The sequence below is a fragment of the Moritella sp. PE36 genome, assembly GCF_000170855.1.
In the GTDB taxonomy this organism is placed as follows: domain Bacteria; phylum Pseudomonadota; class Gammaproteobacteria; order Enterobacterales; family Moritellaceae; genus Moritella.
The window spans coordinates 53,285-77,754 of the sequence record NZ_ABCQ01000020.1; the positions used below are offsets into that span (position 1 = coordinate 53,285).

At 40.9% G+C, this 24,470-nt stretch carries 22 protein-coding genes, 1 tRNA gene and 1 pseudogene; 8 read left to right on the forward strand and 16 right to left on the reverse strand.

The genetic code is table 11. The features are described 5' to 3' along the window. Positions 1-152: 152 nt before the first annotated feature. The 6 genes and pseudogenes from PE36_RS12785 to PE36_RS12810 all read right to left on the reverse strand — a co-directional run bounded on the left by PE36_RS12785 (position 153) and on the right by PE36_RS12810 (position 3,925). The gene (locus PE36_RS12785; protein WP_006032460.1) at positions 153-779 is read right to left on the reverse strand and encodes a LysE family translocator; all 627 of its coding nucleotides are present in this window, start codon (positions 777-779) and stop codon (positions 153-155) included. A gap of 65 nt (positions 780-844) precedes the next feature. Next, the gene (locus PE36_RS12790; RefSeq protein ID WP_006032461.1) at positions 845-1,231 is read right to left on the reverse strand and encodes a hypothetical protein; all 387 of its coding nucleotides are present in this window, start codon (positions 1,229-1,231) and stop codon (positions 845-847) included. Between the two features lie 52 nt (positions 1,232-1,283). Beyond that, on the reverse strand, positions 1,284-1,859 hold the full coding sequence (locus tag PE36_RS12795; protein ID WP_006032462.1) for a YdeI family protein: 576 nt from the start codon (positions 1,857-1,859) through the stop codon (positions 1,284-1,286). A 43-nt stretch (positions 1,860-1,902) separates the two neighbouring features. Continuing rightward, a complete protein-coding gene (locus PE36_RS12800; RefSeq protein WP_006032463.1) occupies positions 1,903-2,637 on the reverse strand; it encodes a crotonase/enoyl-CoA hydratase family protein in 735 nt (244 codons plus the stop codon). 58 nt (positions 2,638-2,695) lie between these two features. Next, a pseudogene (locus tag PE36_RS25015) lies at positions 2,696-3,063 on the reverse strand (glyoxalase superfamily protein). Positions 3,064-3,574: 511 nt separating this feature from the next. Then, positions 3,575-3,925, reverse strand: a complete 351-nt coding sequence (locus PE36_RS12810; RefSeq protein WP_006032465.1) for a hypothetical protein — start codon at positions 3,923-3,925, stop codon at positions 3,575-3,577. Positions 3,926-4,008: 83 nt separating this feature from the next. On the opposite strand from PE36_RS12810, the gene PE36_RS12815 reads away from it, so the two are divergent. Next, a complete protein-coding gene (locus tag PE36_RS12815; protein WP_006032466.1) occupies positions 4,009-4,221 on the forward strand; it encodes a hypothetical protein in 213 nt (70 codons plus the stop codon). 237 nt (positions 4,222-4,458) lie between these two features. Here PE36_RS12815 and PE36_RS24410 read toward each other — a convergent pair whose 3' ends face one another. Next, entirely contained in the window at positions 4,459-4,626 is a 168-nt protein-coding gene (locus tag PE36_RS24410) for a hypothetical protein (RefSeq protein WP_006032467.1), read from the reverse strand. 518 nt (positions 4,627-5,144) lie between these two features. Between PE36_RS24410 and PE36_RS12820 the strand changes: the two genes are divergently transcribed. From PE36_RS12820 to PE36_RS12830, 3 genes are all read left to right on the forward strand, one after another. Beyond that, positions 5,145-5,906, forward strand: coding sequence for an SDR family oxidoreductase (locus tag PE36_RS12820; RefSeq protein WP_043994497.1), 762 nt, complete (start codon positions 5,145-5,147; stop codon positions 5,904-5,906). After that, positions 5,906-6,535 carry a TetR family transcriptional regulator gene (locus PE36_RS12825; RefSeq protein WP_006032469.1) on the forward strand — a complete coding sequence of 210 codons (630 nt, stop codon included), beginning with the start codon at positions 5,906-5,908 and terminating at the stop codon, positions 6,533-6,535. Before PE36_RS12820 ends, PE36_RS12825 begins: the two co-directional genes overlap by 1 nt. A 157-nt stretch (positions 6,536-6,692) precedes the next feature. Next, the gene (locus PE36_RS12830; protein WP_006032470.1) at positions 6,693-8,327 is read left to right on the forward strand and encodes an alkaline phosphatase; all 1,635 of its coding nucleotides are present in this window, start codon (positions 6,693-6,695) and stop codon (positions 8,325-8,327) included. Positions 8,328-8,384: 57 nt separating this feature from the next. On the opposite strand, the gene PE36_RS12835 is transcribed toward PE36_RS12830, so the two are convergent. Beyond that, positions 8,385-9,422 (reverse strand): GGDEF domain-containing protein, encoded by a 1,038-nt coding sequence (locus PE36_RS12835; RefSeq protein ID WP_006032471.1) that lies wholly within the window; start codon positions 9,420-9,422, stop codon positions 8,385-8,387. A 162-nt stretch (positions 9,423-9,584) separates the two neighbouring features. Next, positions 9,585-11,717: an ExeM/NucH family extracellular endonuclease gene (locus PE36_RS12840; protein WP_006032472.1), complete on the reverse strand. Its 2,133-nt coding sequence runs from the start codon at positions 11,715-11,717 to the stop codon at positions 9,585-9,587. Between the two features lie 81 nt (positions 11,718-11,798). Between PE36_RS12840 and murQ the strand changes: the two genes are divergently transcribed. Continuing rightward, positions 11,799-12,692, forward strand: a complete 894-nt coding sequence (gene murQ, locus PE36_RS12845; RefSeq protein WP_006032473.1) for an N-acetylmuramic acid 6-phosphate etherase — start codon at positions 11,799-11,801, stop codon at positions 12,690-12,692. Positions 12,693-12,744: 52 nt separating this feature from the next. Here the strand turns inward: murQ and hspQ are convergent, their stop codons facing one another. The 3 genes from hspQ to thpR all read right to left on the reverse strand — a co-directional run bounded on the left by hspQ (position 12,745) and on the right by thpR (position 14,885). Beyond that, positions 12,745-13,077 carry a heat shock protein HspQ gene (hspQ, locus tag PE36_RS12850; RefSeq protein ID WP_006032474.1) on the reverse strand — a complete coding sequence of 111 codons (333 nt, stop codon included), beginning with the start codon at positions 13,075-13,077 and terminating at the stop codon, positions 12,745-12,747. A gap of 80 nt (positions 13,078-13,157) precedes the next feature. Further along, the gene (locus PE36_RS12855; RefSeq protein WP_006032475.1) at positions 13,158-14,327 is read right to left on the reverse strand and encodes a PQQ-dependent sugar dehydrogenase; all 1,170 of its coding nucleotides are present in this window, start codon (positions 14,325-14,327) and stop codon (positions 13,158-13,160) included. Between the two features lie 21 nt (positions 14,328-14,348). After that, a complete protein-coding gene (gene thpR, locus PE36_RS12860) occupies positions 14,349-14,885 on the reverse strand; it encodes an RNA 2',3'-cyclic phosphodiesterase (RefSeq protein ID WP_006032476.1) in 537 nt (178 codons plus the stop codon). 240 nt (positions 14,886-15,125) lie between these two features. On the opposite strand from thpR, the gene PE36_RS12865 reads away from it, so the two are divergent. After that, positions 15,126-15,464 (forward strand): FKBP-type peptidyl-prolyl cis-trans isomerase, encoded by a 339-nt coding sequence (locus PE36_RS12865; RefSeq protein ID WP_043994501.1) that lies wholly within the window; start codon positions 15,126-15,128, stop codon positions 15,462-15,464. A 142-nt stretch (positions 15,465-15,606) separates the two neighbouring features. Here PE36_RS12865 and PE36_RS12870 read toward each other — a convergent pair whose 3' ends face one another. The 3 genes from PE36_RS12870 to PE36_RS12880 form a co-directional block, all read right to left on the reverse strand. Further along, a complete protein-coding gene (locus PE36_RS12870; protein WP_006032478.1) occupies positions 15,607-16,797 on the reverse strand; it encodes an iron-containing alcohol dehydrogenase in 1,191 nt (396 codons plus the stop codon). A gap of 147 nt (positions 16,798-16,944) precedes the next feature. Then, on the reverse strand, positions 16,945-18,525 hold the full coding sequence (locus tag PE36_RS12875) for an MATE family efflux transporter (protein ID WP_006032479.1): 1,581 nt from the start codon (positions 18,523-18,525) through the stop codon (positions 16,945-16,947). A 162-nt stretch (positions 18,526-18,687) separates the two neighbouring features. Continuing rightward, a complete protein-coding gene (locus PE36_RS12880; RefSeq protein ID WP_006032480.1) occupies positions 18,688-19,887 on the reverse strand; it encodes a winged helix-turn-helix domain-containing protein in 1,200 nt (399 codons plus the stop codon). 508 nt (positions 19,888-20,395) lie between these two features. On the opposite strand from PE36_RS12880, the gene PE36_RS12885 reads away from it, so the two are divergent. Further along, positions 20,396-21,613, forward strand: a complete 1,218-nt coding sequence (locus PE36_RS12885) for an alpha-xenorhabdolysin family binary toxin subunit A (protein WP_006032481.1) — start codon at positions 20,396-20,398, stop codon at positions 21,611-21,613. A 161-nt stretch (positions 21,614-21,774) separates the two neighbouring features. Continuing rightward, a complete protein-coding gene (locus tag PE36_RS12890; protein ID WP_006032482.1) occupies positions 21,775-24,144 on the forward strand; it encodes a hypothetical protein in 2,370 nt (789 codons plus the stop codon). A 67-nt stretch (positions 24,145-24,211) separates the two neighbouring features. On the opposite strand, the gene PE36_RS12895 is transcribed toward PE36_RS12890, so the two are convergent. Then, positions 24,212-24,302: transfer RNA gene (locus PE36_RS12895), tRNA-Ser, on the reverse strand. Positions 24,303-24,470 lie beyond the last annotated feature (168 nt).

Below are 24,470 nucleotides of genomic sequence, written 5' to 3' on the forward strand. Positions count from 1 at the left end.
ATGGTTCTTGTTGGTTTTTTTGCTAATGTCGCACATAATTACGCCTATCCGACTGAGTTGCTTCCCACTCTGGAATAGTTCCCTCTTCTGCACATTCTAGGATTCCCAGCCAATGACATGACTGGACACCCTCTTGTTAGCATACTTATATATTAGCGTTGTTTTAATGCTGCAACAGCTAAGCCCGATGTAATAAAGGTTAACCCGGCTCCAATATTTAATCCGTTAATAATTCGAGGTTTTTTCTGTAGCCAACCAGTAAGTCGTGATGCAAAAATCCCCATTAACGCAAAGCCTACTGCCGTTAACAAAGCAAACCATACACCGTAAACAAGCATTTGGGTAGTGACTGAGCCCAGTTCGGGATTAACAAATTGTGGAATAAATGCAAGTACAAACATGCCTGGTTTTGGGTTGAGTGCAGCTGATAAAAACCCTGTTGTGAAGATGCTAGTAAGTGGTTGTTTGTCAGTTGGTGTTAAGTTTATAAGACTTCGTGATCTTAATACTTTAATACCTAGCCAAATTAGATAACCGGCACCGATGAGCTTTACAATGATAAAGGCTAGCTCAGAAGTTTGTATTAATAATGTAAGTCCAAATGTTGCGGTTAGTATATGAAATAAAATACCGACTCCGGATGCGGCGCCGGAGAAACATGCTGCAAGTTTACCTTGGCTGAGACCTCGGCCAATTGCCAAAATATTATCTGGTCCCGGTGATACAACTAAAACCAAACACGCTAATGTATAAGTGATCCAAACTTCTATCGGGAACATAAATCCTCCTTGAGTATGCTAACGCCAAAATAAGGTCCCGACTGCACGACACCTATTCTTATTTGCTAGGTAATACTTTTTGCCTTAATTAAATAGAAAGCAAATAGTGCGATTAAAATTGAATCGAATATTATTGTTACGGCTGATTTTTCAATATACTGTTCGCCGAAAATAACAATTAATGAGATAAATGCAATTTTGCTGATACCTACGATAACCAGGGATAAATTCCGATACACAGGCTTAAATGCACCATAAATCAATAATACCCCCATTAAGAAAATCAAAAAGCCCCAACTCCTCACAACAACCTCGCCCAATGGATCGCTAATAGCTTCTCCAAACATACTTATTAGCGCTGCTTGAGGTGCAAAAACCGCAAAGATCATTGAACAAGTCAGTAAACCTGCAATAACCATAATCCATTTTATTTTAGTAATAATGATGTTCATATAAACTCCTAATTTTTTGTGTCAACTAACGCCTTGCTATGCCTAATCCCACTTATTTAGGCTTTTCTTTGTGAACAAGCATGTTCATGAATTTTGCAAACCGCCTTAGTCTGGTTTCGGGTTTCTTTGCACTTATCAATCCGTACGCGATAGCATAACGACTCGATTTATTGAGAGTTTCAAAAAACACTTTAACATTCGGCTTGCTCTCCAGTGCAGCTAGAAAGTCCGCGGGCACTTCCATTTCACTTACTACATAGGCGTTTTCCCAACGACCGTCCGCTTTTGCAGCACGAATATGCACGAGCCCTGATTCCATCATCCGGCCCTCATTTATCAAACGTTCCGCATGCTCTGTGTTCCTTTTAGACCAGTTGCTTCGCGTTTTTCTGGGCGTAATGCGCTGAAGATAGGCTTGGTCATCGATTGACTTTTTAACACCGTCGATCCAACCCCAGCATAGAGACTCGATCACGATATCATTCCAAGTCACGCTCTGAATCCCAGTATTGTTCTTGTATATCTTCACCCAGAGTTCACTTTCAGAGCCGTGATTAACCTTGAGCCACTGGCCGAAATCTTTCGGTGTTACAAATGTCATCGTTCTCAATGGATCAGGTTCAGGCATAAAATCAGATTCTCTTCGGCATCGCGCCGCAATAAGTGGCAATTTATTTTTTGCCTAAAATTCGCTGTAAACCTTGTGCGACAAAATCAATTTTATCAGCACGAATAGCTCGGCGTAATGCTTTCAGCAGCTCTCTTCGCATTCTCAGTTTAGTGCGTTTATGCGCTTTTAAATCCAGAGATGCAAACTGTTTAGCCAATTTTAGCGCCTCTTCGTAGAGTGCTTCTTTCGGCACTACCTTGTCCAAAAACCCAGCTTCAACGGCGGTTTGTGGATTGTACAATTCAGATAACAATACCGCTCTGTCAAAATGTGCGGGTCTCAAACGTTGACGACAAATTTCAATTGCTGAATGCGGCATTGCTAAACCAATTTCGACTTCGTTAGCAACAATTTTAACTTGCCCTTCAACACCGATACGATAATCACCAGAAAGTAATAAGAAAGATCCCATTGCCAGTGTGTGTCCATTACAAGCGATCACAACGGGTGTGGGGAAAGATAACAATCGCTTTGACAGCTCAAAGCCGCCGATCAACATAGCAAATGTATTTAATACACCGGTTTTTAAAATCTTTAAGTCAAACCCGGCACAAAAAATATCATTACTACCCGTCAATAGCACAACGGCATTTTCTTTCTTGGCTTTATCTAAGGCTTGATTAAGCTGGCGTAACATTTCCGGTGAAATCACATTGCCTTTGCCATCGTCCATGACAATAGTGGCGACTGCATTTTCTATATTGCAGCTAACTATGGTTGGTTTTACTTGTTGCATTTGTCTTCCTTAACGCTTGAATAGGAACTCATTACCAACTCAGCAGAGCCTTAATTTGTTAAGTGCTTACTGCACTAGTGAATATTAGTCGGTTACCAAATGGATCAGCAATCGACATATCCTTACTACCCCAAGGCATTTCTTGTATTTCAGGCCTAGCATGTTTATATTTTTACCAAGTAACAGATCATGATATTGCTCTAAATTTGTTACTTGAATACGAAGAGCCGCACCAGGACTACAATCTCCATGATGTTCAGTTATATGAAGCACACAGCCATCTTTAGAAACCTGCATATATAGAGGTAGGTCATCCTCAAATCTATGTTCCCAATCTAAATTAAACTCTAGAAATTCCAAATAGAATTCCTTGGCTTTAATTTCATCAAAGCTTCTTAAAATTGGTGTTGTATTTCCAAACTTCATTTCGACTCCTATTTACTAAAAACATTTATCGACCACTTAAGCGGACTAAACAAGCCAGTGTGCATACTAATAGTAGTAGCAGCAACAACGCTTTAATATTCTTTATGAACAACACCTTATCAATTTAATACTGCAAGGTAAACGTCCTGCAAGCATTGATGGTTGTTCTCGTGCGGTTCGACACATTTCGAATTACTTTGATCGTAGTCCTGACACCCGTAGAGCCAAAGTTACAGCTATCGAGAGTGCCTTCATGATAAAAATCATGAGTTAGCGTATAGAACCAAGTATCGGGGGGGGGGGGGCGACGGCGTTAGGATGGTAGTTAATGAAAATTAGCATGATAACGGACGAATATACTAGCTTCATTCTTACGTTAACTAACTTTATTTAATGAAAGTGAATTTATGGCTGATTTTTTATGAATTATTTTGTGTAATACTGTCGCGCAGCGGCAACACAAAATGCGTAGCTAAAATTTATCCTTGTTGACAAACTTGTTATAAGTCGCCTACTCAATACACATTTCTGTAACTAACTTAGATATTTTTCGCATACCATCCTCCATAGTTGCACTCAGAGTTTTTGATTCGACATAGTATGGAATGGCTAGCCCAAGTTTTGAAAAATCATTATGGTTAGAAATAATTATTAAATACTCTTCAAGAAGCTTAGTTTTTGTTGTTTTTCGAGATAGCTGTTTTTTTAATTTTGATTCAAACGTTTTTACTGCTGAAACTTCATCTTCAGCTTCGTCATCATCAAATTTTTCAACATAAATGACTTCGGCAAGTTTAGGTATTGACCAATCAAGCTTTGTTAATAGTATTTTTATTTCTTGCTGAATATTTTCAACTTCCATTGTCCCTAATTGTCCCTATGTCGTTTGCTACTTTATGAATGTCCCAGCGGGGACAGAAATTTAATTTAAATAAGGAAAACAACATGTCTAAAAATTCAATGTCTACAGCCGCGGCTGCTCGTATTCAGTCTGCAAGTGCAAAATCTAACGGTGGTTCAGTTTCAAAGGGAACATTTGCCGCAAGAGCTCAATCAGCAGCAAGCAACTCAGGTTCAACTCCACCACCTAATGGACCCAGTACAACTGGCAACCCATCTGGTGGTGGCAGAGGCAATAACCCACCTAAGGGTAAGTAGCTGAACAGTAGCCCTCTAGCGAGGGCTACTTACATGATTTAGCATTGCTTTCAAAGGCTTTTAAAAATCCTTCCTCATTCACTTTATATCTTATATATGAGATTTCATTCATAGTATCTTCTAAAGCACAAAGGCAAAGCTCTGATTTTGAACTACGTACTCTGTAAGATACAGGTTTGCTATAAGAACTGTTACACGCCTCTAGTACTGCATATTCAACATCCAGCGGATATCTATTTAGTCGATGAACTGACTACCGCCGTATGCGAGTATTGCTGCTAAACCAGCAGCCTTCAATGGTTTTTTTATAGTGAATTTTTCAATAACAGTCGCACAAGTTTTACAATGAAACTTAACGGTTGCTCCAACTTCGGCTTCTTCACCGCAACTACAGGATTCAGACATTTGCTCTCCATGCTGATTTAGACTTATAACATTTGTATAACAGAACGTCTCGATTACCCAAATCTATTCACCCTAGTCAATAGTGACTAATCAAATGAAAAGTAAGATAAAATCCCAACCTTAGATTCAAGTCGATTCCGAGAAAGCGAGCAGTCCTGTAATTTATTGTTTAAGTCCTGTTAATTATTAACAAAGACGAATATACAACTGATTCTATTACTATTTTCATTTACTGCAAGAAAAGCATTACACTTTAGTGGTAAATCGTGACTCAACTGAGAAATAAACAAATAACACTGTATAAAATCATAATTTTTGGTTAAAACTGATTCGAATCAATAACTAATTAGATAATGAATTAGCACCTACCCCACATTAAGACTTCCATTTACGTGCGCTACGCCACTTAAGTAACTTCGGGTTATTTACAAATACAACAACGCCATATAATCTAAGTTACCTAAGGTTATTTAATCTATTTTCAATCTACGTTTCGTCTAATGACAAAAGGAATTGCTATGAGCTATACAGTTATCACAGGCGCAAGTGCGGGTATCGGCAGTGAGTTCGCGATACAGTTGGCGCAGACAGGTCAAAACTTAGTATTAGTTGCGCGCCGTAAAGACAAGTTAGAAGCGCTGGCAGAAACACTGCAACTCGAACATGGTATTGATGTGAAATGCTTTGCCATTGACCTTGCCGAACCAGCGGGTAGTGAAATATTAGCGACCGAGATCAGCATAAACAATCTTGCGATAAACGGCCTGATTAACAATGCCGGATTTGGTGACCGCGGTAACTTTGCTGATTTACCACTGCAACGTCAAATGCAAATGATCCAATTAAATGTCAGCACCTTAGTCGAGCTCACCCACCGTTTAGTACCCAACATGCGTGAACAAGACAAACCTTTCATCATCAATGTTGCATCAACCGCTGCATTTCAAGCTGGTCCTAACATGGCGATATACTATGCGACCAAAGCATTTGTACTGTCATTCTCAGAAGCGATACACGAAGAACTACGCCATGAAGGTATTGCAGTTAGTGCGCTCTGCCCTGGTCCAACGCTGTCTGAGTTTGCCGCTGAAGCCAACATTGCCGACTCAAACCTATTTAAAGCAGGCGCAATGACATCAGCAGAAGTGGCTAAACAAGCTTTAGCCAACCGCCACAGTGCCATTGTCATCACAGGTATTAAAAACCAAGTCGGCGTATTACTTGGTAAAGTATCACCCCGCTTCATGACCCGTAAAATTGCTGGATGGTTACAAGCCTAATGCAATGTATTATTAAAAGCCGCGCCACGACACCAGAGCAAAAAGCACTGCGTCTTGCTCAGATCATGGACGTCACCGCGGCACGTTTTACCACCTTCAGTTATGAAGACGTTAACTTAAAACATATCGCTGCCGATATGGGGATCACCAAGGCCGCCTTGTATCGGTATTTCAGAAATAAAGAAACCCTATTTCTGGCTGTCTATAGCCAAGAAGCACAAAGCTTAGCGCTGACTGCAGCAAGTGAAATGGATCAGCAATCGCTGACTGATTCAATCTGCAATACTTTAATCAAGCACCCGTTATATTGTAAACTCAGTGCCATCATGTACACCGCGCTGCAATGTAACTTAACGCTAGACGAAGCCCGAGAGTTCAAAACCGCCTTATTGCAGTTTATACAGCAGTACGCGGCAATGATCAGCGAACATTATGCACTGAGTATCGAGCAAGCGACTGAGTTGATATTACAAGTACAGCAAGTGATTATTGGCTGTTGGCATATGAGCCATTCTGTCGGCGCGGTTGCCGAGGTGATTAAAGAAGGACCATTACAGTTATTTGAAGTTAACTTTGCAGATATATTACACAGTCATATCGCCCGACTTGTCGCGAGTTATCAAGGCTAGCCCACACCATTGATGAATAGTCGTGATTCACAGAGAAATGATTAACAATAACTGACATTATTTTACATACCATTGATCAATTCACAAAAATGTAACACAATCATTATAACCTACCCGCAATAAAAACAACTAAATTAACCATTTACAGGGATTTATAATGATTAAACATAGTGTCTTAATGCTTGCGATTTCAAGCATATTTCTTAGCGCTTGTAACGACTCGTCAGCAGTAACCGCTGCACCTGAAACAACCAAAGTTAAAAATCTTATCTTGATGATTGGCGATGGTATGGGACCACAACAAGTGGGTCTATTAGAACAGTATGCACAAAGTGCCCCGTTGTCGGTTTATAACGAAAAAGGCAACAAAACTGCGCTATCAAAATTTGCTGATGCCGGTCAAATGGGTCTATCATTAACGTCCCCTTATGGCAGTAACGGTAGCCTAGTTGTTGATTCAGCATGTTCGGCAACACAACTTGCAACCGGTGTTGCTGCAGGCTCGGAGATGATAGGGTTAGACAATCAAGGTAACATCGTCGAAACCATTCTCGAAAGAGCCAAGGCGCAAGGTAAAGCCACAGGCTTAGTATCTGATACCCGTATTACCCATGCCACACCAGCCGCATTCGCAGCGCATCAACCACACCGTTCGTTCGAAGCTAAAATTGCAGAGCAACTCATCGAATCAGGCAACGTCGATGTCATGCTGTCTGGTGGCGCGCGGGTATTCTTGCCTGCCGACATTAAAACCAACCAAGCGAGCCGTGACCAAATGGCCGCTTTAGGTGTGCCAGACAGTGTTTACAAAAAATCAAAACGTAAAGACCAACGTAATTTATTATTAGAAGCGAAAAACCAACACGGTTACAACCTTGCGTTCGATAAAGATCAACTTGCGGCAGCTGAAGGCACTAAACTGCTGGGTTTATTTGCCAACTCAGGCATGGCAGACGGCATTGCTTATACCGCCTGTACACAAGACAACACTTGCACACAACCCTCGTTACGCGATATGACCATGAAAGCCTTAGACATATTGTCTAAAGACGAAGATGGTTTCTTCTTAATGATTGAAGGTGGTCAAATCGATTGGGCTGGTCATGTGAACGATGCGGGCTGGATGCTACATGAACTAATCAAGTTTGATGAAGCAGTGGCTGCGGTTTATGACTGGGTGAAAGATCGTGACGATACGCTGGTTATTATTACTGCTGATCACGAAACAGGGAGTTTTGGTTTCAGTTATTCACGTAATAATTTACCCGCAAGCCAGCACTTAACCGGCAATGGTATGCAAGGTAAAGAATACAAACCAAACTTCAACTTCGGTGAACTGTCACAACTTGATAAACTGTATGCGCAAAGCGGGACTTTCTACGCGATGATGGATCAAGTCAATGCCGATTGGAATTTCAACAATACCACAGGTCAACAATGGGCTGATGCGATCAACACTTACAGCGCATTTAAAGTAACCCCAGAGCAAGCGGCACAGATTGGTTTACGCGAAGAGAATGAATATCATGTCGATGGGCATAAATACCTTAGCGCCAAGGAATTCCCGAAAGTGAATGACTTTAAAGAGTTTTATGTCTATGGCGATGAGATCCACGCCAACTTAATTGGCCGTGCATTAGGTGCTTCACAAAATATCGTGTGGGGAACGGGTACGCACACTGCAGCGCCAGTACCTGTCTATGCATTTGGACCGAAGAACATCACGCAGCAGTTTTCAACTATGCAGCATCATGTTGAATTAAGTCAAAAAATGGCTGACGCGTTATTATAAACGCCAATACTGTTAACACCTAAACTCAGCTCGTTTAAGGAAAGTGTTCAGCACCCCTTAAACGAGTTTGGCTAATATCTGATTCTTGCCTGAACCTTTCACTTTATACAATAAATCATCGGCCATTTTATACAATTCGAGCATATCCTTATCGGTACGCTTGACCGTCACCATGCCCAATGAAATAGTCACGTAGCGGTAGCTGTCATTGCCTTTGTGCGGAATAGCCAACTCTTGCACTGCAAGCCGAATATCACTGACAATTTGTGATGCCATAATTTCATCATCAGCATAAAATAATAAGCCGAACTCTTCACCGCCTAAACGGAATATATAATCATCTGCACGTAATAACTTACTCTGTAATAGACTCGAGATAATAACTAAGGCTTCATCTCCAGCTACATGGCCGTAGTTATCATTGTATTTTTTGAAGTTATCAATGTCGATAATGGCAAAACTCAATAACCGAGTATGGCGTTTAGCTGCGCGCAAACTGTCTGGGAATACAGCGTTGAACTTGCGTCGGTTGTAGAGGCCTGTGAGTGGATCTGTCATTGAGTAGGTTTCTAAACGGCGATTCTTTTCTTTTAATTCTGCTTTTTTCTTTTTAAGTTCTGTCACATCAAGCATCACGCCGACAACACCCATAATTTGGCCGTCATCATCAAGCACTGAGGCTTTATAAAACGAGAATATACGGATAGAACCGTCCGCACATTTGACTGACGTTTCATAAACTTGTTTACCCGGATTTCTCAGTAACAACAAATCTTTAGCATGATAGATTTCAGCCAGTTCGTGCGGTATATATTCACTTAAATCGAACAAAGACTTACCAATAATTTTGGCTTTATCTATGCCTAAAATAGTCTCAGCGAAAGCATTATTACACTGCTGATAGACCCCGTCAGTATTTCTATAAAACAGCGGGCTGGGAATGGTATCAACTAATGTTTGCAGCAATTGTGTTGTTTCTAGTGATTCACTTGTTATTTGGTTCGCTAACTCAAGTTGCTGCTGTAACAGAGCGGATTGTTCTTTAAGCTCTACAACTTGTGCTTCTAATTCTTGGTAGGTTAATTTTTTGTTCATCGTACACCAAATAAAATGTAAAACTAAAACGACACTAAACTGTCGTTAACTAAAATAGTCGCTCACTAGAATACCGAGCACCCTAATATTAAGTGGTCGTATAATACAAGGTTATGGCTGCGTTTAGCTAAGATCCCGCTATATTATGCCATCTCATTGGATTTATTTCAGTTCAATAAACAAAGGTTCGTGATCTGAAGACGAAAAAACTGACGCCATATTGCGCATTGCACCGACACCAATACCAACGCCAAGACGACTATTATTTAAGCCTCGATTACTATTAGATTGCCTACTGTTATTAACAAAATGGCTTTCAGCTGCGTTAATGTGCCATATTTTTTGCGTCACTAAGCTCGATAACAGATCCGGACTTAATAAGATGTAATCTAAGCGTCCCAATGCCTTAAAAGAATAAGTCCAGCCAGTATCCGGTTGATTAACGAATGGATCGTGATAGCCATATCCAGTTTTCGTTTTGGTATTAAGCAAGGTTGTTCCCAAGTAGTTATAGTCACTGTGGGCTATTTTATAATAAGCATAACGCGCAACATCATAGTCAGTTAATACTAAAAGTGGATCTTCTTTAGGATAGCTATTTAAGTCACCCAGAATAATCTTGCTGCCCGACTCACTGGCTAACGCTTGTGCCAATACACTCGCCGCTGTCGTTCTAAACTGCGCGCAATGCCCTTGCCTATCTTGAGCTAACGTTCGCTTTGCCTGTTGCCATGCGCGTAATGATTGCTGATCTTCATTGCGCTTACGCTTTAGTTTTTTCAGCATGGCCGCACGCTGCTTATCTTCAACACACTTGGAGCCTTTAGATTTAAAATGGTTCACACTAATAGTCAGGCGTTTACTTTGACTGTGATTATCGCTGACACGGATAAATGTCGGTGTTAGCGCTGGGCGGTGATAAGCGTTGCCTAGCATGCTACGCTGTATCGGTAACTGAATGACGCGCGTATTAACCAGTTTGAGCTGAGTTGGCCGATAAAACCCAGCCACAGTGATAGCGCCAGTTCCCAAATAACGTCCTTGATGTAAGTCTGATTTACGCGGTTTGACCATGGCATAATGTTTACTGGGATCTTGTATCGCTTGATTCACTAAGTCTAACAATCGCCTTATCGCAGAATGCTGACCAAAACCATTATTCTCCATTTCCATCAAACCAATAAAATCAGCATCCAATACCACCAGGGTGTCACGCAATTGCGTCTCTTGTTTACGCAGTGCAGACAATGTCGTCGCACCACGGTTTTGTCGTAATGGATTATTGCTGCCACCCGCTGCGCGATTAAAATAATTGAGTAAATTGAAACTGGCAATACGAAGATGCTCACGGGTTCGTGGCGCTAAACTCTGCCTGTCATTGCTATGTTTAAACTGCGCTTGAGCTAATCCATTATCGACCAGTAGTCGAAACTCGCCATAACTAAAATCGATAACTCCAACAATACCCGATACCCTGTCGTTCACCCGCATGTAGTCTAGGTCTGAAGTGAGAGAGCGCCCAGCTGCTAACTGTAAATACAATCGCCGCTGCTTGTTCTTTAATGCTTGCTGGTCGGCATGGATGCTACCAGGAAAGGCCATGGTGTTAGGATGAATATTAATCTGTCGGTGGCTAAGGATCATATTGTAATTTTGCCAACGACGATCATAATACAAGGGTTTAGTCACGCGCATATCGGTGATGTTGACCAAGCGTACTTTCATGCCTTCATAACGCTCTAAGGTTTCACTAAAGTTTTCATCCGCAGTCGCGACCATGATGTTGGTTGGTTTTACCCTCACCGCGCGATCAGCAACACTATCAACAACACTATCAACAACACTATCAACAACACTATCAACAGCAATATCGAGGATAGTGATGTCGGCAGTCACTTGTAATCGCGTCATGCCATAATATTCTTCCACAAATCCGGTCACGCAGACGCGGCTATCAAGTTTAATATTTGCAATCGCACCTGTGCTCACAAAGATACCGGTTGAAGCAAGACTTAGTGTCGTTGCCGTGGTTTGCTGCATAAAGAAGCCGGCATTTCGCCCAAGCTTTAGCTTAGTCACCACGCCTTGCACCGTAAACACCTTATCGCTGCGGTAGGATCGTTGGCTGCGCTTGTTAACAAAAGGCGAGCGCTTGCCCTGCCCCTGTAATTGACTGATTGAGCTATTCTCACCAACACATAAAACCGGCTTGAGTTTATGCAATAAGTCAGCAGCGAATGCGCTAGTCATCGTCACTATAATGATGATCGCACAGCGAAATAAACTCCCTAGCATTCTCTACACTTCTGTTTTAGAATCATCACCATCAATCCTTTCATTAGACCCTGCGTCTCGTGCTGTATGAGTGTAGTTACTATGGATATTAAATCGCTTACTTCTGAACAAAGAAATTCTGCAAGTGCTAACCTAGATCAACTTTCAACATTGGAACTTGTTAAGTTATTCAACAGTGAAGATGGCAAAGTCACACAAGCCATCAAACTTGAACTGCCCCTCATTGCGGCGGCAATTGATGTTATTGCCCATGCCTTTCAACAAAACGGACGGTTAATTTATATTGGTGCAGGCACGTCTGGCCGTTTAGGTGTGTTGGATGCATCAGAATGTCCACCAACCTTTGGTGTTGGCCACCAGCAAGTACAAGGTATTATCGCCGGTGGTGAGGCAGCCATGTTTAAAGCGCAAGAAGGCGCAGAAGATGATGTAAACGCTTCGCAAGTCGACTTGGCGAAAATCCAATTAACTCCGCAAGATGTTGTCGTAGGTATCGCCGCATCTGGACGCACACCTTATGTAATAGGTGGTTTAACGTTTGCCAATAAACTCGGCTGTGACACCATCGCGATCAGCTGTAATAACGATGCCCCTATCTCTAGCATTGCTAAAATTGCCATCACACCTGTTGTCGGCCCTGAAGTCTTAACAGGCTCAAGTCGTATGAAAGCCGGGACAGCACAGAAACTCGTGCTTAATATGCTCAGTACCGGGGCGATGGTCCGAACCGGAAAAGTCTATCAGAACTTGATGGTCGATGTGAAAACCTCGAATGAGAAACTCATCATCCGCAGTGAAAATATCATCATGGATGTGACAGGCGTAGCGCGTGAACGTGCACAAGCGCTATTAGTACAAGCCAATCAACACGTAAAGTCTGCCATTTTAATGGAACTCAACGGCGTTGATTATGATACCGCAACCCAACAGTTAGCGGATAACCACGGTTTCTTACGTCAGGCATTAACGTCATAGATACAATAAAGGACTGATGTTACTCAGTCCTAGCTTCTTTTCAACAAGACCATCAGTTGGCTTTGTTGGCATTCATATAGTGTCCATTTTGCAAATCAGTAAATAGTTTTTTGACCATAGGGTGATTTATTTTGTTTCCACTCGGGTCAACTTCTAAGTTTTGCTCTGCCACATAAGTCAATTTTGTCGAATCATTGACGATGACATGATACCAAGGTTGATCTTTCGGCGGCCGACTGCGAGCGACAGCTACATACCATTCTTCAGGTAATTGAAAATACGGGTCTATGTCAATAACGGCCCCTCTATAATCAAATAATTTGTGATGGACTAAGTCACCGATAGAATACTTAGTCATAATGATTTTGCATTGAGAATCTGCCATTTTCTAACACCTACAATAAATACAACCCTACCTATCAGTATTACAGTTATAGCGCTTCTATCCACCCCAATTTGACAACACTAGTCCTGCAATGGCCTCAACCGCAAAATAAGACCACTGTCGGTAGAAAAATACAACCAACCTTCAGGGCTTTCTGCAAGCGCACGCACCCGTTCATTGAGGTCTTGCAACAAACGTTCTTCGCCTACGGCATGGCCTTGGGTATCCAAACTAATGCGATTAATATGGGTAAGTTTTAACGCACCCGCCAGCAAATTGCCCTGCCACTTCGGAAACGCGTTACCGGAATAGCGCAGTAAACTACCAGGGGCAATGGAAGGTACATAATACTTAACCGGTTGCTCCATGCCCGTTTTATGCGTTCCTTCCCCCACCTGAAATGGCCCCCAATATTCCTTGCCATAAGAGATCACCGGCCAGCCATAATTTGCGCCCGCAGCAATCAGATTGATCTCATCACCACCCCGAGGTCCATGTTCAATCATCCACAAACGGTTATTCTCGCTGTCATAAACAAGACCCTGCGGATTGCGATGACCATAACTCCATATTTCTGGCAGCGTCGCTTTAACGCCAACAAAAGGATTGTCTGCCGGCACACTGCCATCTCGATTCAGCCTTAATACTGAGCCTGCATGCGTCGACAAGTCTTGGCCATTACTGCGTACCCCTCGATCGCCCACGGTAAAAAACAGGTGCCCTTTGTCATCAAAGGTAATACGGCTGCCAAAATGCCGGCTGGTATCGGTAGCAGAACGAGTCACTAACAATTCAGTCCATTGCAACAAATGCTGGCCGTTACGTTTGGCCCTCGCCAAAGTAGTCACGGTACTAGCTTGATGACGTTTACTGTAAGTGAAATAAATCCAGTCTCCGGGTTTAAAGTCGTCAGGCACCGCGACATCCAGCATGCCTCCTTGCTCAGTCGCGTTGACTATCGGCACTCCCTGCAGTTCGATTATGCTGGCGGTTGCTTGGGACGTAAACAGGGGCGCAAGCGTTAATATTTTTATCTTACCGCTGCGCTCAGTAAAAATGATTTGTGATGAATTTAAAAAGGCCATACCCCAAGGTACACCTAGGCCTTGTGCCACTTTTTCAACACGAAACTGCATGCCTTCACTTTCCCCCGTCAATAAGGTCTCCGCGAATGCTAAACGGCTGCAGAACCATGGCACGCAGCATAATATAATCAATAACAGTGGTTTTTTTAGCGTTAAAATCATCATCAATGCGGGCTTAATTACAAATCATCCATTAAGTTTAGTAAATATGTACTCCCTACGCTTGATATATATTGGTGTTGGATCGTGCTCAGCGCAATACAATACAAACCCAGTAACAGATAACACGGTTGACACACTCTTCCCCTTCGCTAATAGTGAATCCATCAAGGCATCACTCGGCCTACTAATGCGGGCGAGTGTAATATGTGGCACGTATGTACGTTCCTCATTTTTTATTCCGCGATGCAGTAGTACCCTAGATATGTGTTGATGAAGATCAGTAAGCGCCCCAGTTGGTATGACACTGGTAACGAAAATGGATTTGGCACCACGAGATTTGAAAAATTGACAGCCAGCCAGCATCAAGTTGAACGGCTTAACATTTACCGATATTAATTCTAGCTCAATAGCTGACGCTTCCGCTTCAGTGACATTACCGATGAACCTCACTGTTATGTGTTTTACCCCCTGAACAGGGATCTGCTCTGTCCTAGGAAAAAGCTTGTTCAATTGATGACCGACATCATTAGCGACTTCTATAGCAGTAAATAATCTTGGCATATTCCCCCCATTGAGCACATAGCTTTGTCATTGAGCACACAGCTTTGTTATTAGGCTCGAGATTAACAAGGATCTTGTCTACTAATTATAACTGACTGTTTATTTTTCATCGTGAGGACTCATATTCTGGATACACTCGAAAGCAATTAATGATAATATCCCCGCATTCCTGCAGCACCGAGACCAACATTAGTTAACGACTAAAAATGGACCTCGATGACCCTTAATGAGATTAACACTATGACAGAACTACAAATAACAGACATCAACATTGGTGAAGGCAAAGAAGCCGTTAAGGGCGCTTTGATCACTACCCAGTACCGTGGATTTTTAAATGACGGTACCCAATTCGATTCGTCTTACGACAAAGGTAAACCGTTTCAGTGTGTGATTGGTACTGGCCGTGTGATTAAAGGTTGGGATCAAGGCATTATGGGCATGAAAGTGGGCGGTAAACGTAAGTTATTCGTGCCATCAGAGTTAGCTTATGGCGAACGTAAAATGGGTTCAATGATCCCTGCGCATTCAGACCTAAGTTTTGAAATTGAATTGTTAGAAGTACTGACTCGCGACGAATAATCGCTTAGACATGTGCATTTAAAAACAATGACATTCACAACAACAATTATCCCCGTTATGAATGTCACCTCTTCTAGCCGCTTGAATCACTTATCAGCGGGTACTGAAGAAAAGTACTAAAAAAAAATACTAAAGAAAAGCATTAAGCAGACACTAGCTTCTTCAATAAATCTTCACATTGTGTTCTGTTCATCAGTTTCGGCACAGGGTAATCACAATACGCCTCTCTCACTGCACGCTTAGCAAGTTCAGGTATGTCACTGGCTTTAAGCTCTGGGAAATCTGTTTGAATATTTAACGTTTTGTTCAACGCTTTCACGCCCGCAACAAACTTATGTGCCGCTGCAACTTGCGAATCGTCACTGGTCGCTAACCCTGCGGCAATCGCTAATTCAGCATAACGACATAATGCATTCTCAAATGAGAAATCAAGGATATACGGTAAGATCACAGCATTAGCAAGGCCGTGAGGAATATGATAATACCCCCCCATTTGATGGGCTATCGCATGTGCATAACCAATCGATGCCCGGGTAAACGCCACGCCCGCATTAAAACTCGCAATCGACATTTGGCGTCGCGCTTCGATATTACTGCCATCTGCATACGCGGTTGGTAGATTAGCAAAAATACGTTTTACTGCATCATAACCGTATGCTTTGGTTTGCTCTGTCGCATGAAAACCAATATAAGATTCAACGGCATGGGTTAACGCATCGATACCGGTTTCAGCCGTGATTTTAGCGGGAAGTCCCAGCATTAACAGCGGATCAAGGATCGCAACTGCGGGCACTAAACTAGGATCAACAATAGTAAATTTTTTCTTTTTGTCTGGGTCCGTCACAACAGCAACAACGGTCGCTTCAGAACCGGTTCCTGCAGTTGTTGGAATAGCGATAAATGGTGGCAATGCTTTACGCACACGTAACATGCCGACCAATTTTCTAGCATCCACATTTTTAACCGCTGACGCCGCAATCGCTTTGGCGCAATCCATCGGCGAACCGCCACCTAATGCAATCACACTGTCACAACCATATTGTTTGTACTGCTGCCAACCATTACCGATAAGCGACAAGGTTGGATCTGGCGTAACTTCGTCAAACAATGCATAGGCAATATTCTCAGCATCCAATGCGTCAGTTAACTGCTTCGCTATGCCTAACTTTACTAACATCGCATCAGTTACAATCAGCGGTTTAGTACCACCCAGTGCTGTTAATGCCTGTGCCGTTTGGGTAATTGCACCCTCGCCTTCAATCAGCTTAGGCAGTGGAATAGGCACGAGTTTATTTACTTGTCCGCGGATTTGTATAACAGTTTGATGCAACATAAATTTTCCATTTTAATGAATACGTCAAGAGCAGTAGCACTGTGTTCGGCTTGATTTATCCGGTTGATTAAAGTAACTGCGTAATGCAACCTAGGATCCGAATATCATTACTTCGCTTTGAACAGGAATAATTCACATTATATATAATTACGGTTTAGCGTTGTTATCATTATCCGCCAATAACAAATTACTGCCTTTACTGTCGTACTCTTCGTTGTACATACCAAACTGTGAACACTCAGAAGATAACGCATTCACCGTAGACGTCGTTGCTATCTCTGGCATCTCAGCGACCCTGATAATCTCAGTACCGTTAGTAACCTCAGTAACCTCAGTAACCTTAGTAACCTCAGTAACCTCAGTAACTTTGGTCAGTTTATTGGCAAATTCTTTATCGCGATCGGTTTCACATTCTTTTTGTTTGATTAACTTAAATGCCAGCATGATCGAAGCAATACCAAAGAACACAGACCCTACCGCCTGACCAATTAATATGCCCTTAACACCCGCAATTTCGGCACCAACCAGTACAAATGGGATAGTACCCAATGTGGCTTTGCCCATATTAAACCAAGTCGAATACTTGGGTTTTCCCAGGTTATTAAAACTGGCGTTGGCAATAAACATCATGCCATTAAAGATAAAGGTAAATGCCAATAAACGGCAGAATAACGTCACCACTTCCACCGCATCACCGGTAAGGTTAAAAGCACTGATCAGATAATCTTCAATTAAAAATAGGAGCAAAGACACCACAACCACATAACCACAGCAGAACCATAACGCGTCTTTGAGACTTTGACGTACCCGCGGGATTAATTTAGCGCCATAATTTTGCCCTAAGATCGGCCCTATCGCACCCGACAACGCAAAGATCATCCCAAACGCCACCGGAAGAATACGGTTAATAGTGGCATAACCCGCCATAAAGCTATCACCAAATTCGGCAATACTACGGGTAACAAAAGCATTACCAATCGGCGTGGCAATATTGGTTAACATCGCAGGCAAGGCAATCGCCATAATAAAGGGTAATTGCGCTTTAAAACTGTCAATATACCAACTACTTAGCAGTTTATGCTTGGAGTAAACGCCATAGAACGCCAACGCAAACACCGCACAACGCGACAAGACACTGGCAATCGCTGCGCCTTCAATGCCCATGCTTAAGGTGAAAATGAAAATGGGGTCTAATATCGCATTAACGATGCCGCCGCCAATGGTTGATAACATAGATAATTTACCATCCCCGACCGCGCGTAAGCTTGCGCCAAGCGCCATCGCAACCGACATCAATGGCATCGACGGCACCAGAATTTGTAAGTACACAGTACCCAAACGTAAGGTTTCGCCTTTGGCCCCCAATAACGCCAGCAGATATTCAATATTGAACCAGGTTAATAGCATGATAATCAGCGATACAAAAATGGTCACGATACTGATGTTAGTCACATAAGACCGCGCACTCTCCCGCTTACCCTGCCCTAAGGCTTTTGATACCAATGCGCCCATCGAAATAGATAAACCAATTGAGATTGAGGTGGTGAAAAAGGCCACCGTCCCCGCATAACCCACAGCGGCGGCTAAGTGTTGCTCACCTAATAAACTGAGATAAAAAAGGTCCAGTAAATCGACTAAAAATAGACAGGTTAAACCGATAGCGCCCGTCGAGCTCATATAAATAATATGCGACAAAGTAGAGCCTTGGGTGAACTTAGCATCGGTCATAAGGAGTCTGAATAATCAATGGGGGAATAGAGTTACTATTAGTAACATTGTGCAGTGTGTATCGCAATACAGAAAGCCAAAGCGGGTCCGTGTAGAGCCAAATACACTCAGAAAGTGGTGCTAAATACTGTAACAATCCTAATACAGTGGGTTTTCTTCAAATCACCACATCTTATTAGAAGAGACAGATACCCATAGAGATTGATTCCCCCATTCTTCAACCTTCCAAATGACACGTCGTTCTGTAATTTTTTTGCTACATTTTTCTTTCATAATACGATTAAAAGGGATGATGTCTATTGTTCTATTTTGCATAATTAACGCTGTTGTACCGACGTTGTTATCAAAACTGAAAGTAAAATCACCGCTACGACTAATAAAGGTATTTTTTGTATCTGATTTCTTTGAATATAATATAGAGCCTTTATACTTCCCTTCATATTTTTTATCTTTAATCTTGAATTTTTTAAATCCGCTTTCGACCTGATTGTTAAAATCGAAAATAAAGCGCATTTTATCCGTTATGGTGAGTTGTTCATCAACAAACATATAGTTAGTCGAGCTCATCATTACCCCTGTAAATAGCGGCAGTTCACTTTTTATTTTTTGCTGTAATGAGAACCACTCTTTCACTTTATTCGCCGCTATGTTCTCTTCATTGGCAGGTAATTCTAATACTTTGCTTACAGTACTGTCACACGTAGTAGCATTATTACTTAATGGGCAAGCTAGAATATAGGTTTTATCATTGGTCATAAAAGAAAATACCTTACTTTTAGTTGGTATTTTATCAGAGAACATTTCAATCATAACTTTTCTATCTTTGTTTATATTCTCATTTGAGATAAATGTAAGGTAGTTGCCATTATGTATATAGTTTGTATGAGGAGACAAGAAACCCAATTCTTCATTATTACTTTCACTGTGTAGAAACTGTTCATAGAGTATGTAGGGTAATAGTAAAAAAATGAAAAATAGCAGTATATTTGTCGCTTTGATCTTATAGACTTTTAACTTATAGATAAGGTGCGGTCGTAAAGATAACGCATCCTCCGATAATACCGCCGCATTTTTAACGGTGTAGCCCTGATTAAATACAGTCGCGATAACATCATCAGCGCCACATAACGCTAATTTTTTTCTTAGCGAATAGATAGCTTGTGTTAAAGATTGATCGGTTACTTCCAACCCTGGCCAGCCTATAACCTTCAGCGCTTCTTTAGAAACAACCGCGCCATTTTTGCTACATAACAAGTCAATAATTTCTTTTTCTGATGAACTTAATTTCTGCGTACTGTCTGGACTTTTAAGATTCGCTTTTATTTTACAAAAAATGACATCATTTGAAATTTTGTATGTCATAAAAGGAACCCTCTATCAGGATAATAAAATAAGTTAACACTATAATAATTAGAATCTTAGATGCTAATTATTATATAACCTAAAAGTATAAATATAGCTATATCTTTATATTAAATATTTTATGAAATAACGAATGCCATAATTTATATAATTCGAATCTAATCTTTTCCTACATAGGAGAGATCTGAAGATTTACAATGTTTAAATAAATTTAAAGTTATTTTTAAAACCAATCCTGTTTATGTATCTACCACTGCGATAAATTGTACTAAATAATGAAAAAAACCTCGCTTCACGCATAGTAAAAATAAAAACAAAACCCTTACTAATCAATACCTTTATATTTATAAATAGAAATAAATGCAATAAAAAGTTATTTATACACATCAAATATCGACCTGTGTTCCAAAAACAATTATATCGCTCTGGCATATTCCTATCGCCGAAAAGGATTAATATTTCTTAAACCTTAAAAAATAAAATGATATTTATCTAAGGGAACAGCCAAATGAAAATGAAAACAAATAAACAACTCCGTGGTTTTAAAATCAGCTTACTTGCTTTATCTATTGTTGGATCTACATTATTGCATGCACAAACCATCACTGAAATTCCGCCACTTGATTATGATACGATCCAAGGGGACTTTGCAGGTGATTCATTATTTCTTGATACTGGATCAGATACATCCTTACTTTCAACCACTGAGTGGTATCAAATTCAAGCCTACGCAACGGCAGCCATCGCATTACCCAAAACAGAAGCGTCTTTACGCACATTAACAAAATTCCCTGCTGATGATGACTTTAGCTATGAATATCAGAATTTGTTAACTGAATTTACCAACATTAATCAGTCAGGTCATGATTGGAACTCCAACATTTACCCAAGCATTGTTGATTTAGCATTACAACTTGCAAACTACGGCGATATACACCCACAACTTATCCTGCCCTTGATGAATCAACTTACCCAGCTACAACAAAACGCCCTCGCGTTTAATCTTTCTGCTGCCGCGACCAATCGTGATGCTGCACTGTCCTTTTTAGGTGTACTGAAAAACTTTACAACTATCCAACAGCAAGCCACAACAAAAGCCGTTGAGGATCTAAAACAGTTTGCCGCAGACGTTGAAGCACAGAAAGCACAACTTGATGTTATTGAAGGTGATTTCTCTACACTACTCAGCAGTGATTCGATTAGTACGTTAAGAAATAACATCAGCCTGCTAAACAGTGAAATAGCAGGTTACAGGAGCGATCTGAGTGAAGCGAAACGTAATATTGGCCTCTGTGCAATAGGTGGTCCGCTTGTTTTAACTATTTGTGGCAGTATTGAAGGCGCTAGAAAAGTCAGGTTAGATAATTTGATTGAAGATGTAAACAATCAAATAAATGCGGCAAATGCAAGTTTAGAACATGCCGTTAACCTTGCCGCTTCTTATGAAATCGCTCACTCAAACATCAATGAAATGCTGACACATATTGAAAATGCATTACCTCAGCTTAAAAAAGTACAACTGCATTGGCAGGGTCTAGAAAGTGACTTCGACTCGCTCACTACATCGTTAAATTCATTAGACAGTGAAGATGCCTTAAGAAATGCAAATTTACTGGTTGCTGGTATTGTCAGTAGCCCACTGGCTGGCGTGGTAGGTCCGAAATGGCTGGAGATAAGCACCAAAGCAAGAAGGTTTGCGCAGAACGCTTATGTGATCATGGATTAAAGCGATCTATTAACACTGTTTATTTAACGTTATTTATCTAACGCTATATGGGGTTAGATAAGTAGCTGCAACGGCCTATATCGGCTCAATCAGTATTCAATGTTAATTTTCAATATTAACGTTCCATATTAGTAATATATCTATGATTATAAGGATGTAAGATGAAGGTTTTAAACGCTTTTATTATCACACTAAGTTTGTTATTTAGCTTTGCAGTTAACGCGACTGAATGGCTTAATTATTATAAGCTGCCACAACCTAAAAATTTACCAGATAGCGTTACTGAAAAAACGATAGTCAATGATGGTCAGTCTTATTTAGTCTCTGGTATGCAGTTAGATTTAAGTACCATTTTGAATGATTATTCATTAACGAGTGGTACTAATAAACCGAATGTAATCGTTATTGTAGCGGATACACTTGTTGTAACTGAAAGTGTTATAACAAACTTGACGAATCAACGGTTATTTATATTTGCTCGGAATATTACCGGCGATAGTGCCATCACATTAAATATAGATGCAAGAACCTCGAATTCAGTGAGCCTAGGTATATTTGCAAAAAACATCAATGATAATATCAACGTGATCACCCTACTTCCTTCTGGTTATGAGTTTGATATTGTGGTGCCGGTAACGGATGGTTTTGGTGAAATTTATACTATCTCAGAAACGGTATATAATAAGAGCGTAATAAAGAGTGAAATAGACGGCTTGATCGCCATTGATAGTGCCCCATACTTAGCTGTTTTTAATCATTCTTTTGATATGGCAGCATCTATTTTTGATAACGCACCAGAACTTAGCATAACGATGCTTGACTGGGTTGAAAACGTATTGAGGTTCATGCCTGTCACGATTGCTCAAAACGTAGAATTAAAGTCGCTCTACTTACAAGTATCAAACTTAAAGCAATTCATCCAACTTTCTTACAATAACCCTCATTATGTTCCGGGCTTAAGCCATGATATGTATGAATATACATATGCGAGTTATTTAGATGCGATGGGGGCCTATGAAGATAAATATCAAAACTATATTGATAGAAATATAGTGCTTGCAGATCGTAAGCAACTTGCCGGACTTATGCTTGAAGACTTGCAGGGTGTCAGTAATGCAGAGTTTGCGATTATTGACAGGTCGGTTAGCCAAGTTAATCAATTAAGAGAATCCCTTATTCAGCAAACCGCTAACTATCAAGGCCAAGAAACAAATATACTTAAATCTCAAATTACTTTTAGGCAGGGTTTAGAAACGTTTGCAGACCGGGCAACCATTCAAACGGTGTTTGATGTAGTCAGTGCAATCGCCAATGCAGGTACCGCTATTGCAGGGTCTGCAGGAGGAGATCCCAGTGGTTTAATCAAATTTATAGCCACTTTGCCTGATTTAGGTACAAAAATAATTTTATTAAAGAAAAGGTTAGACGTCATTGCGAAAAGGCAGCGTGAGATTAAAGAATCGCTGGCAGCAATCGACACTTTTTCTAACGATGTAAAATATCAAGTTGTAGTCGATGATATTGCAAAATTCTATAATACTATTCAGCACACGGTACCAACAGTGGAAGCATCAAACCTTGTGTGGGATGAGTTTCTCATTGATGCTCGAGCTGACTTTTCGAGTGTGATTAGTGCAGGTGTTGGTGGCGCTACCCATTACCTTGCGGAGCTGGAAAGACTGGCTGCTCAGGCAAAAGCGATTTCAGCAACAGAGATTAATTTGGCACAAGAGTTATCTAGACAGATTGATTTAAGAATTGCGAGTCAAGTTAATGCGGCGAATATCAACCGAGTATCCGCGCTTATTTCGTCAATTGATGACGATGCCAGTGCCGTGTACGCATTAGAAGGCGCATTTTTCAGAACCTTGAGTAACCTTAAACGCCCTATGTTTATCGCGCTTGCCAATTATCAATCTGCTTTTGCTTACTGGTCTTTAGAAGAGAGTGTTGTCACAGCCTCTTTAAACAAGTCATTTGCTGCTTATACACAAGATCTTGCTTTTATGCGTGAGCAGGAAGCGGCTAGTTTGGATCGGTTTTACCCACGACCTCAAGACTTTACGTCGATTGTGCATAACATTAATGGCTCCGATAAATTAGAAGAATTTAAAAATACGGGTATTTTACATTTCACGTTACCATTAAATAGCACCATATTTTCAGATTTCGACAGGGTAAGGTTGGATGAAGCCAGTATTCTTATCGAGGGCACTGGACTACCAACAGGTTTGTATAATATTGACTTACTATCGAGTGGTACTTATCAGGATAGAAGGTATCAAGATAATTACACTTTTACAGCTAGGCCATTGTTTAGAAGAATCATTTACAATTTGGTAAATAGTCAAACACAAGAAGTGAATATCCTGACAAGTGGAGCGATAGCATCTGATTATGCGCTAAACTATTTTATGCCAACTCCTTTTACAACTTGGACCATAAAATTAAATAACTGGGAAGATATCGATCTGAGTACGATGAATAATATTAAAGTTAGCTTTTCTGGAAATGGAATTCCAACTTTCTAGGTCAGTACAGAAATCAGAAAGCAAAAAGCCGGTACTTAATGAATAAGTACCGGCTTCTCTATATAGATGGCGGAGGAGGAGAGATTTGAACTCTCGAGGAGCTATTAACCCCTGCTGGTTTTCAAGACCAGTGCATTCGGCCACTCTGCCACCCCTCCGCAGCAATGGAGATAATATATAAGCTTGGGGTCGTTGTAAATATCAAAAGCCTAATTAACTCAAACAGTTCGCTTTACGTCATCATTTGACCTAAGCACGTTGTAAATTAACTCAAAGTGTTGATTAATTAAACTCACAACATCTGTAACAACATGGGCATATACTCG

Bases quoted from the DNA above. Each gene is read 5' to 3' on its own strand.
- PE36_RS12785 (WP_006032460.1), bottom strand. From the start codon at position 779: ATGTTCCCGATAGAAGTTTGGATCACTTATACATTAGCGTGTTTGGTT.
- PE36_RS12790 (WP_006032461.1), bottom strand. From the start codon at position 1,231: ATGAACATCATTATTACTAAAATAAAATGGATTATGGTTATTGCAGGT.
- PE36_RS12795 (WP_006032462.1), bottom strand. From the start codon at position 1,859: ATGCCTGAACCTGATCCATTGAGAACGATGACATTTGTAACACCGAAA.
- PE36_RS12800 (WP_006032463.1), bottom strand. From the start codon at position 2,637: ATGCAACAAGTAAAACCAACCATAGTTAGCTGCAATATAGAAAATGCA.
- PE36_RS12810 (WP_006032465.1), bottom strand. From the start codon at position 3,925: ATGGAAGTTGAAAATATTCAGCAAGAAATAAAAATACTATTAACAAAG.
- PE36_RS12815 (WP_006032466.1), top strand. From the start codon at position 4,009: ATGTCTAAAAATTCAATGTCTACAGCCGCGGCTGCTCGTATTCAGTCT.
- PE36_RS24410 (WP_006032467.1), bottom strand. From the start codon at position 4,626: ATGTCTGAATCCTGTAGTTGCGGTGAAGAAGCCGAAGTTGGAGCAACC.
- PE36_RS12820 (WP_043994497.1), top strand. From the start codon at position 5,145: ATGAGCTATACAGTTATCACAGGCGCAAGTGCGGGTATCGGCAGTGAG.
- PE36_RS12825 (WP_006032469.1), top strand. From the start codon at position 5,906: ATGCAATGTATTATTAAAAGCCGCGCCACGACACCAGAGCAAAAAGCA.
- PE36_RS12830 (WP_006032470.1), top strand. From the start codon at position 6,693: ATGATTAAACATAGTGTCTTAATGCTTGCGATTTCAAGCATATTTCTT.
- PE36_RS12835 (WP_006032471.1), bottom strand. From the start codon at position 9,422: ATGAACAAAAAATTAACCTACCAAGAATTAGAAGCACAAGTTGTAGAG.
- PE36_RS12840 (WP_006032472.1), bottom strand. From the start codon at position 11,717: ATGCTAGGGAGTTTATTTCGCTGTGCGATCATCATTATAGTGACGATG.
- murQ (WP_006032473.1), top strand. From the start codon at position 11,799: ATGGATATTAAATCGCTTACTTCTGAACAAAGAAATTCTGCAAGTGCT.
- hspQ (WP_006032474.1), bottom strand. From the start codon at position 13,077: ATGGCAGATTCTCAATGCAAAATCATTATGACTAAGTATTCTATCGGT.
- PE36_RS12855 (WP_006032475.1), bottom strand. From the start codon at position 14,327: ATGATGATTTTAACGCTAAAAAAACCACTGTTATTGATTATATTATGC.
- thpR (WP_006032476.1), bottom strand. From the start codon at position 14,885: ATGCCAAGATTATTTACTGCTATAGAAGTCGCTAATGATGTCGGTCAT.
- PE36_RS12865 (WP_043994501.1), top strand. From the start codon at position 15,126: ATGACAGAACTACAAATAACAGACATCAACATTGGTGAAGGCAAAGAA.
- PE36_RS12870 (WP_006032478.1), bottom strand. From the start codon at position 16,797: ATGTTGCATCAAACTGTTATACAAATCCGCGGACAAGTAAATAAACTC.
- PE36_RS12875 (WP_006032479.1), bottom strand. From the start codon at position 18,525: ATGACCGATGCTAAGTTCACCCAAGGCTCTACTTTGTCGCATATTATT.
- PE36_RS12880 (WP_006032480.1), bottom strand. From the start codon at position 19,887: ATGACATACAAAATTTCAAATGATGTCATTTTTTGTAAAATAAAAGCG.
- PE36_RS12885 (WP_006032481.1), top strand. From the start codon at position 20,396: ATGAAAATGAAAACAAATAAACAACTCCGTGGTTTTAAAATCAGCTTA.
- PE36_RS12890 (WP_006032482.1), top strand. From the start codon at position 21,775: ATGAAGGTTTTAAACGCTTTTATTATCACACTAAGTTTGTTATTTAGC.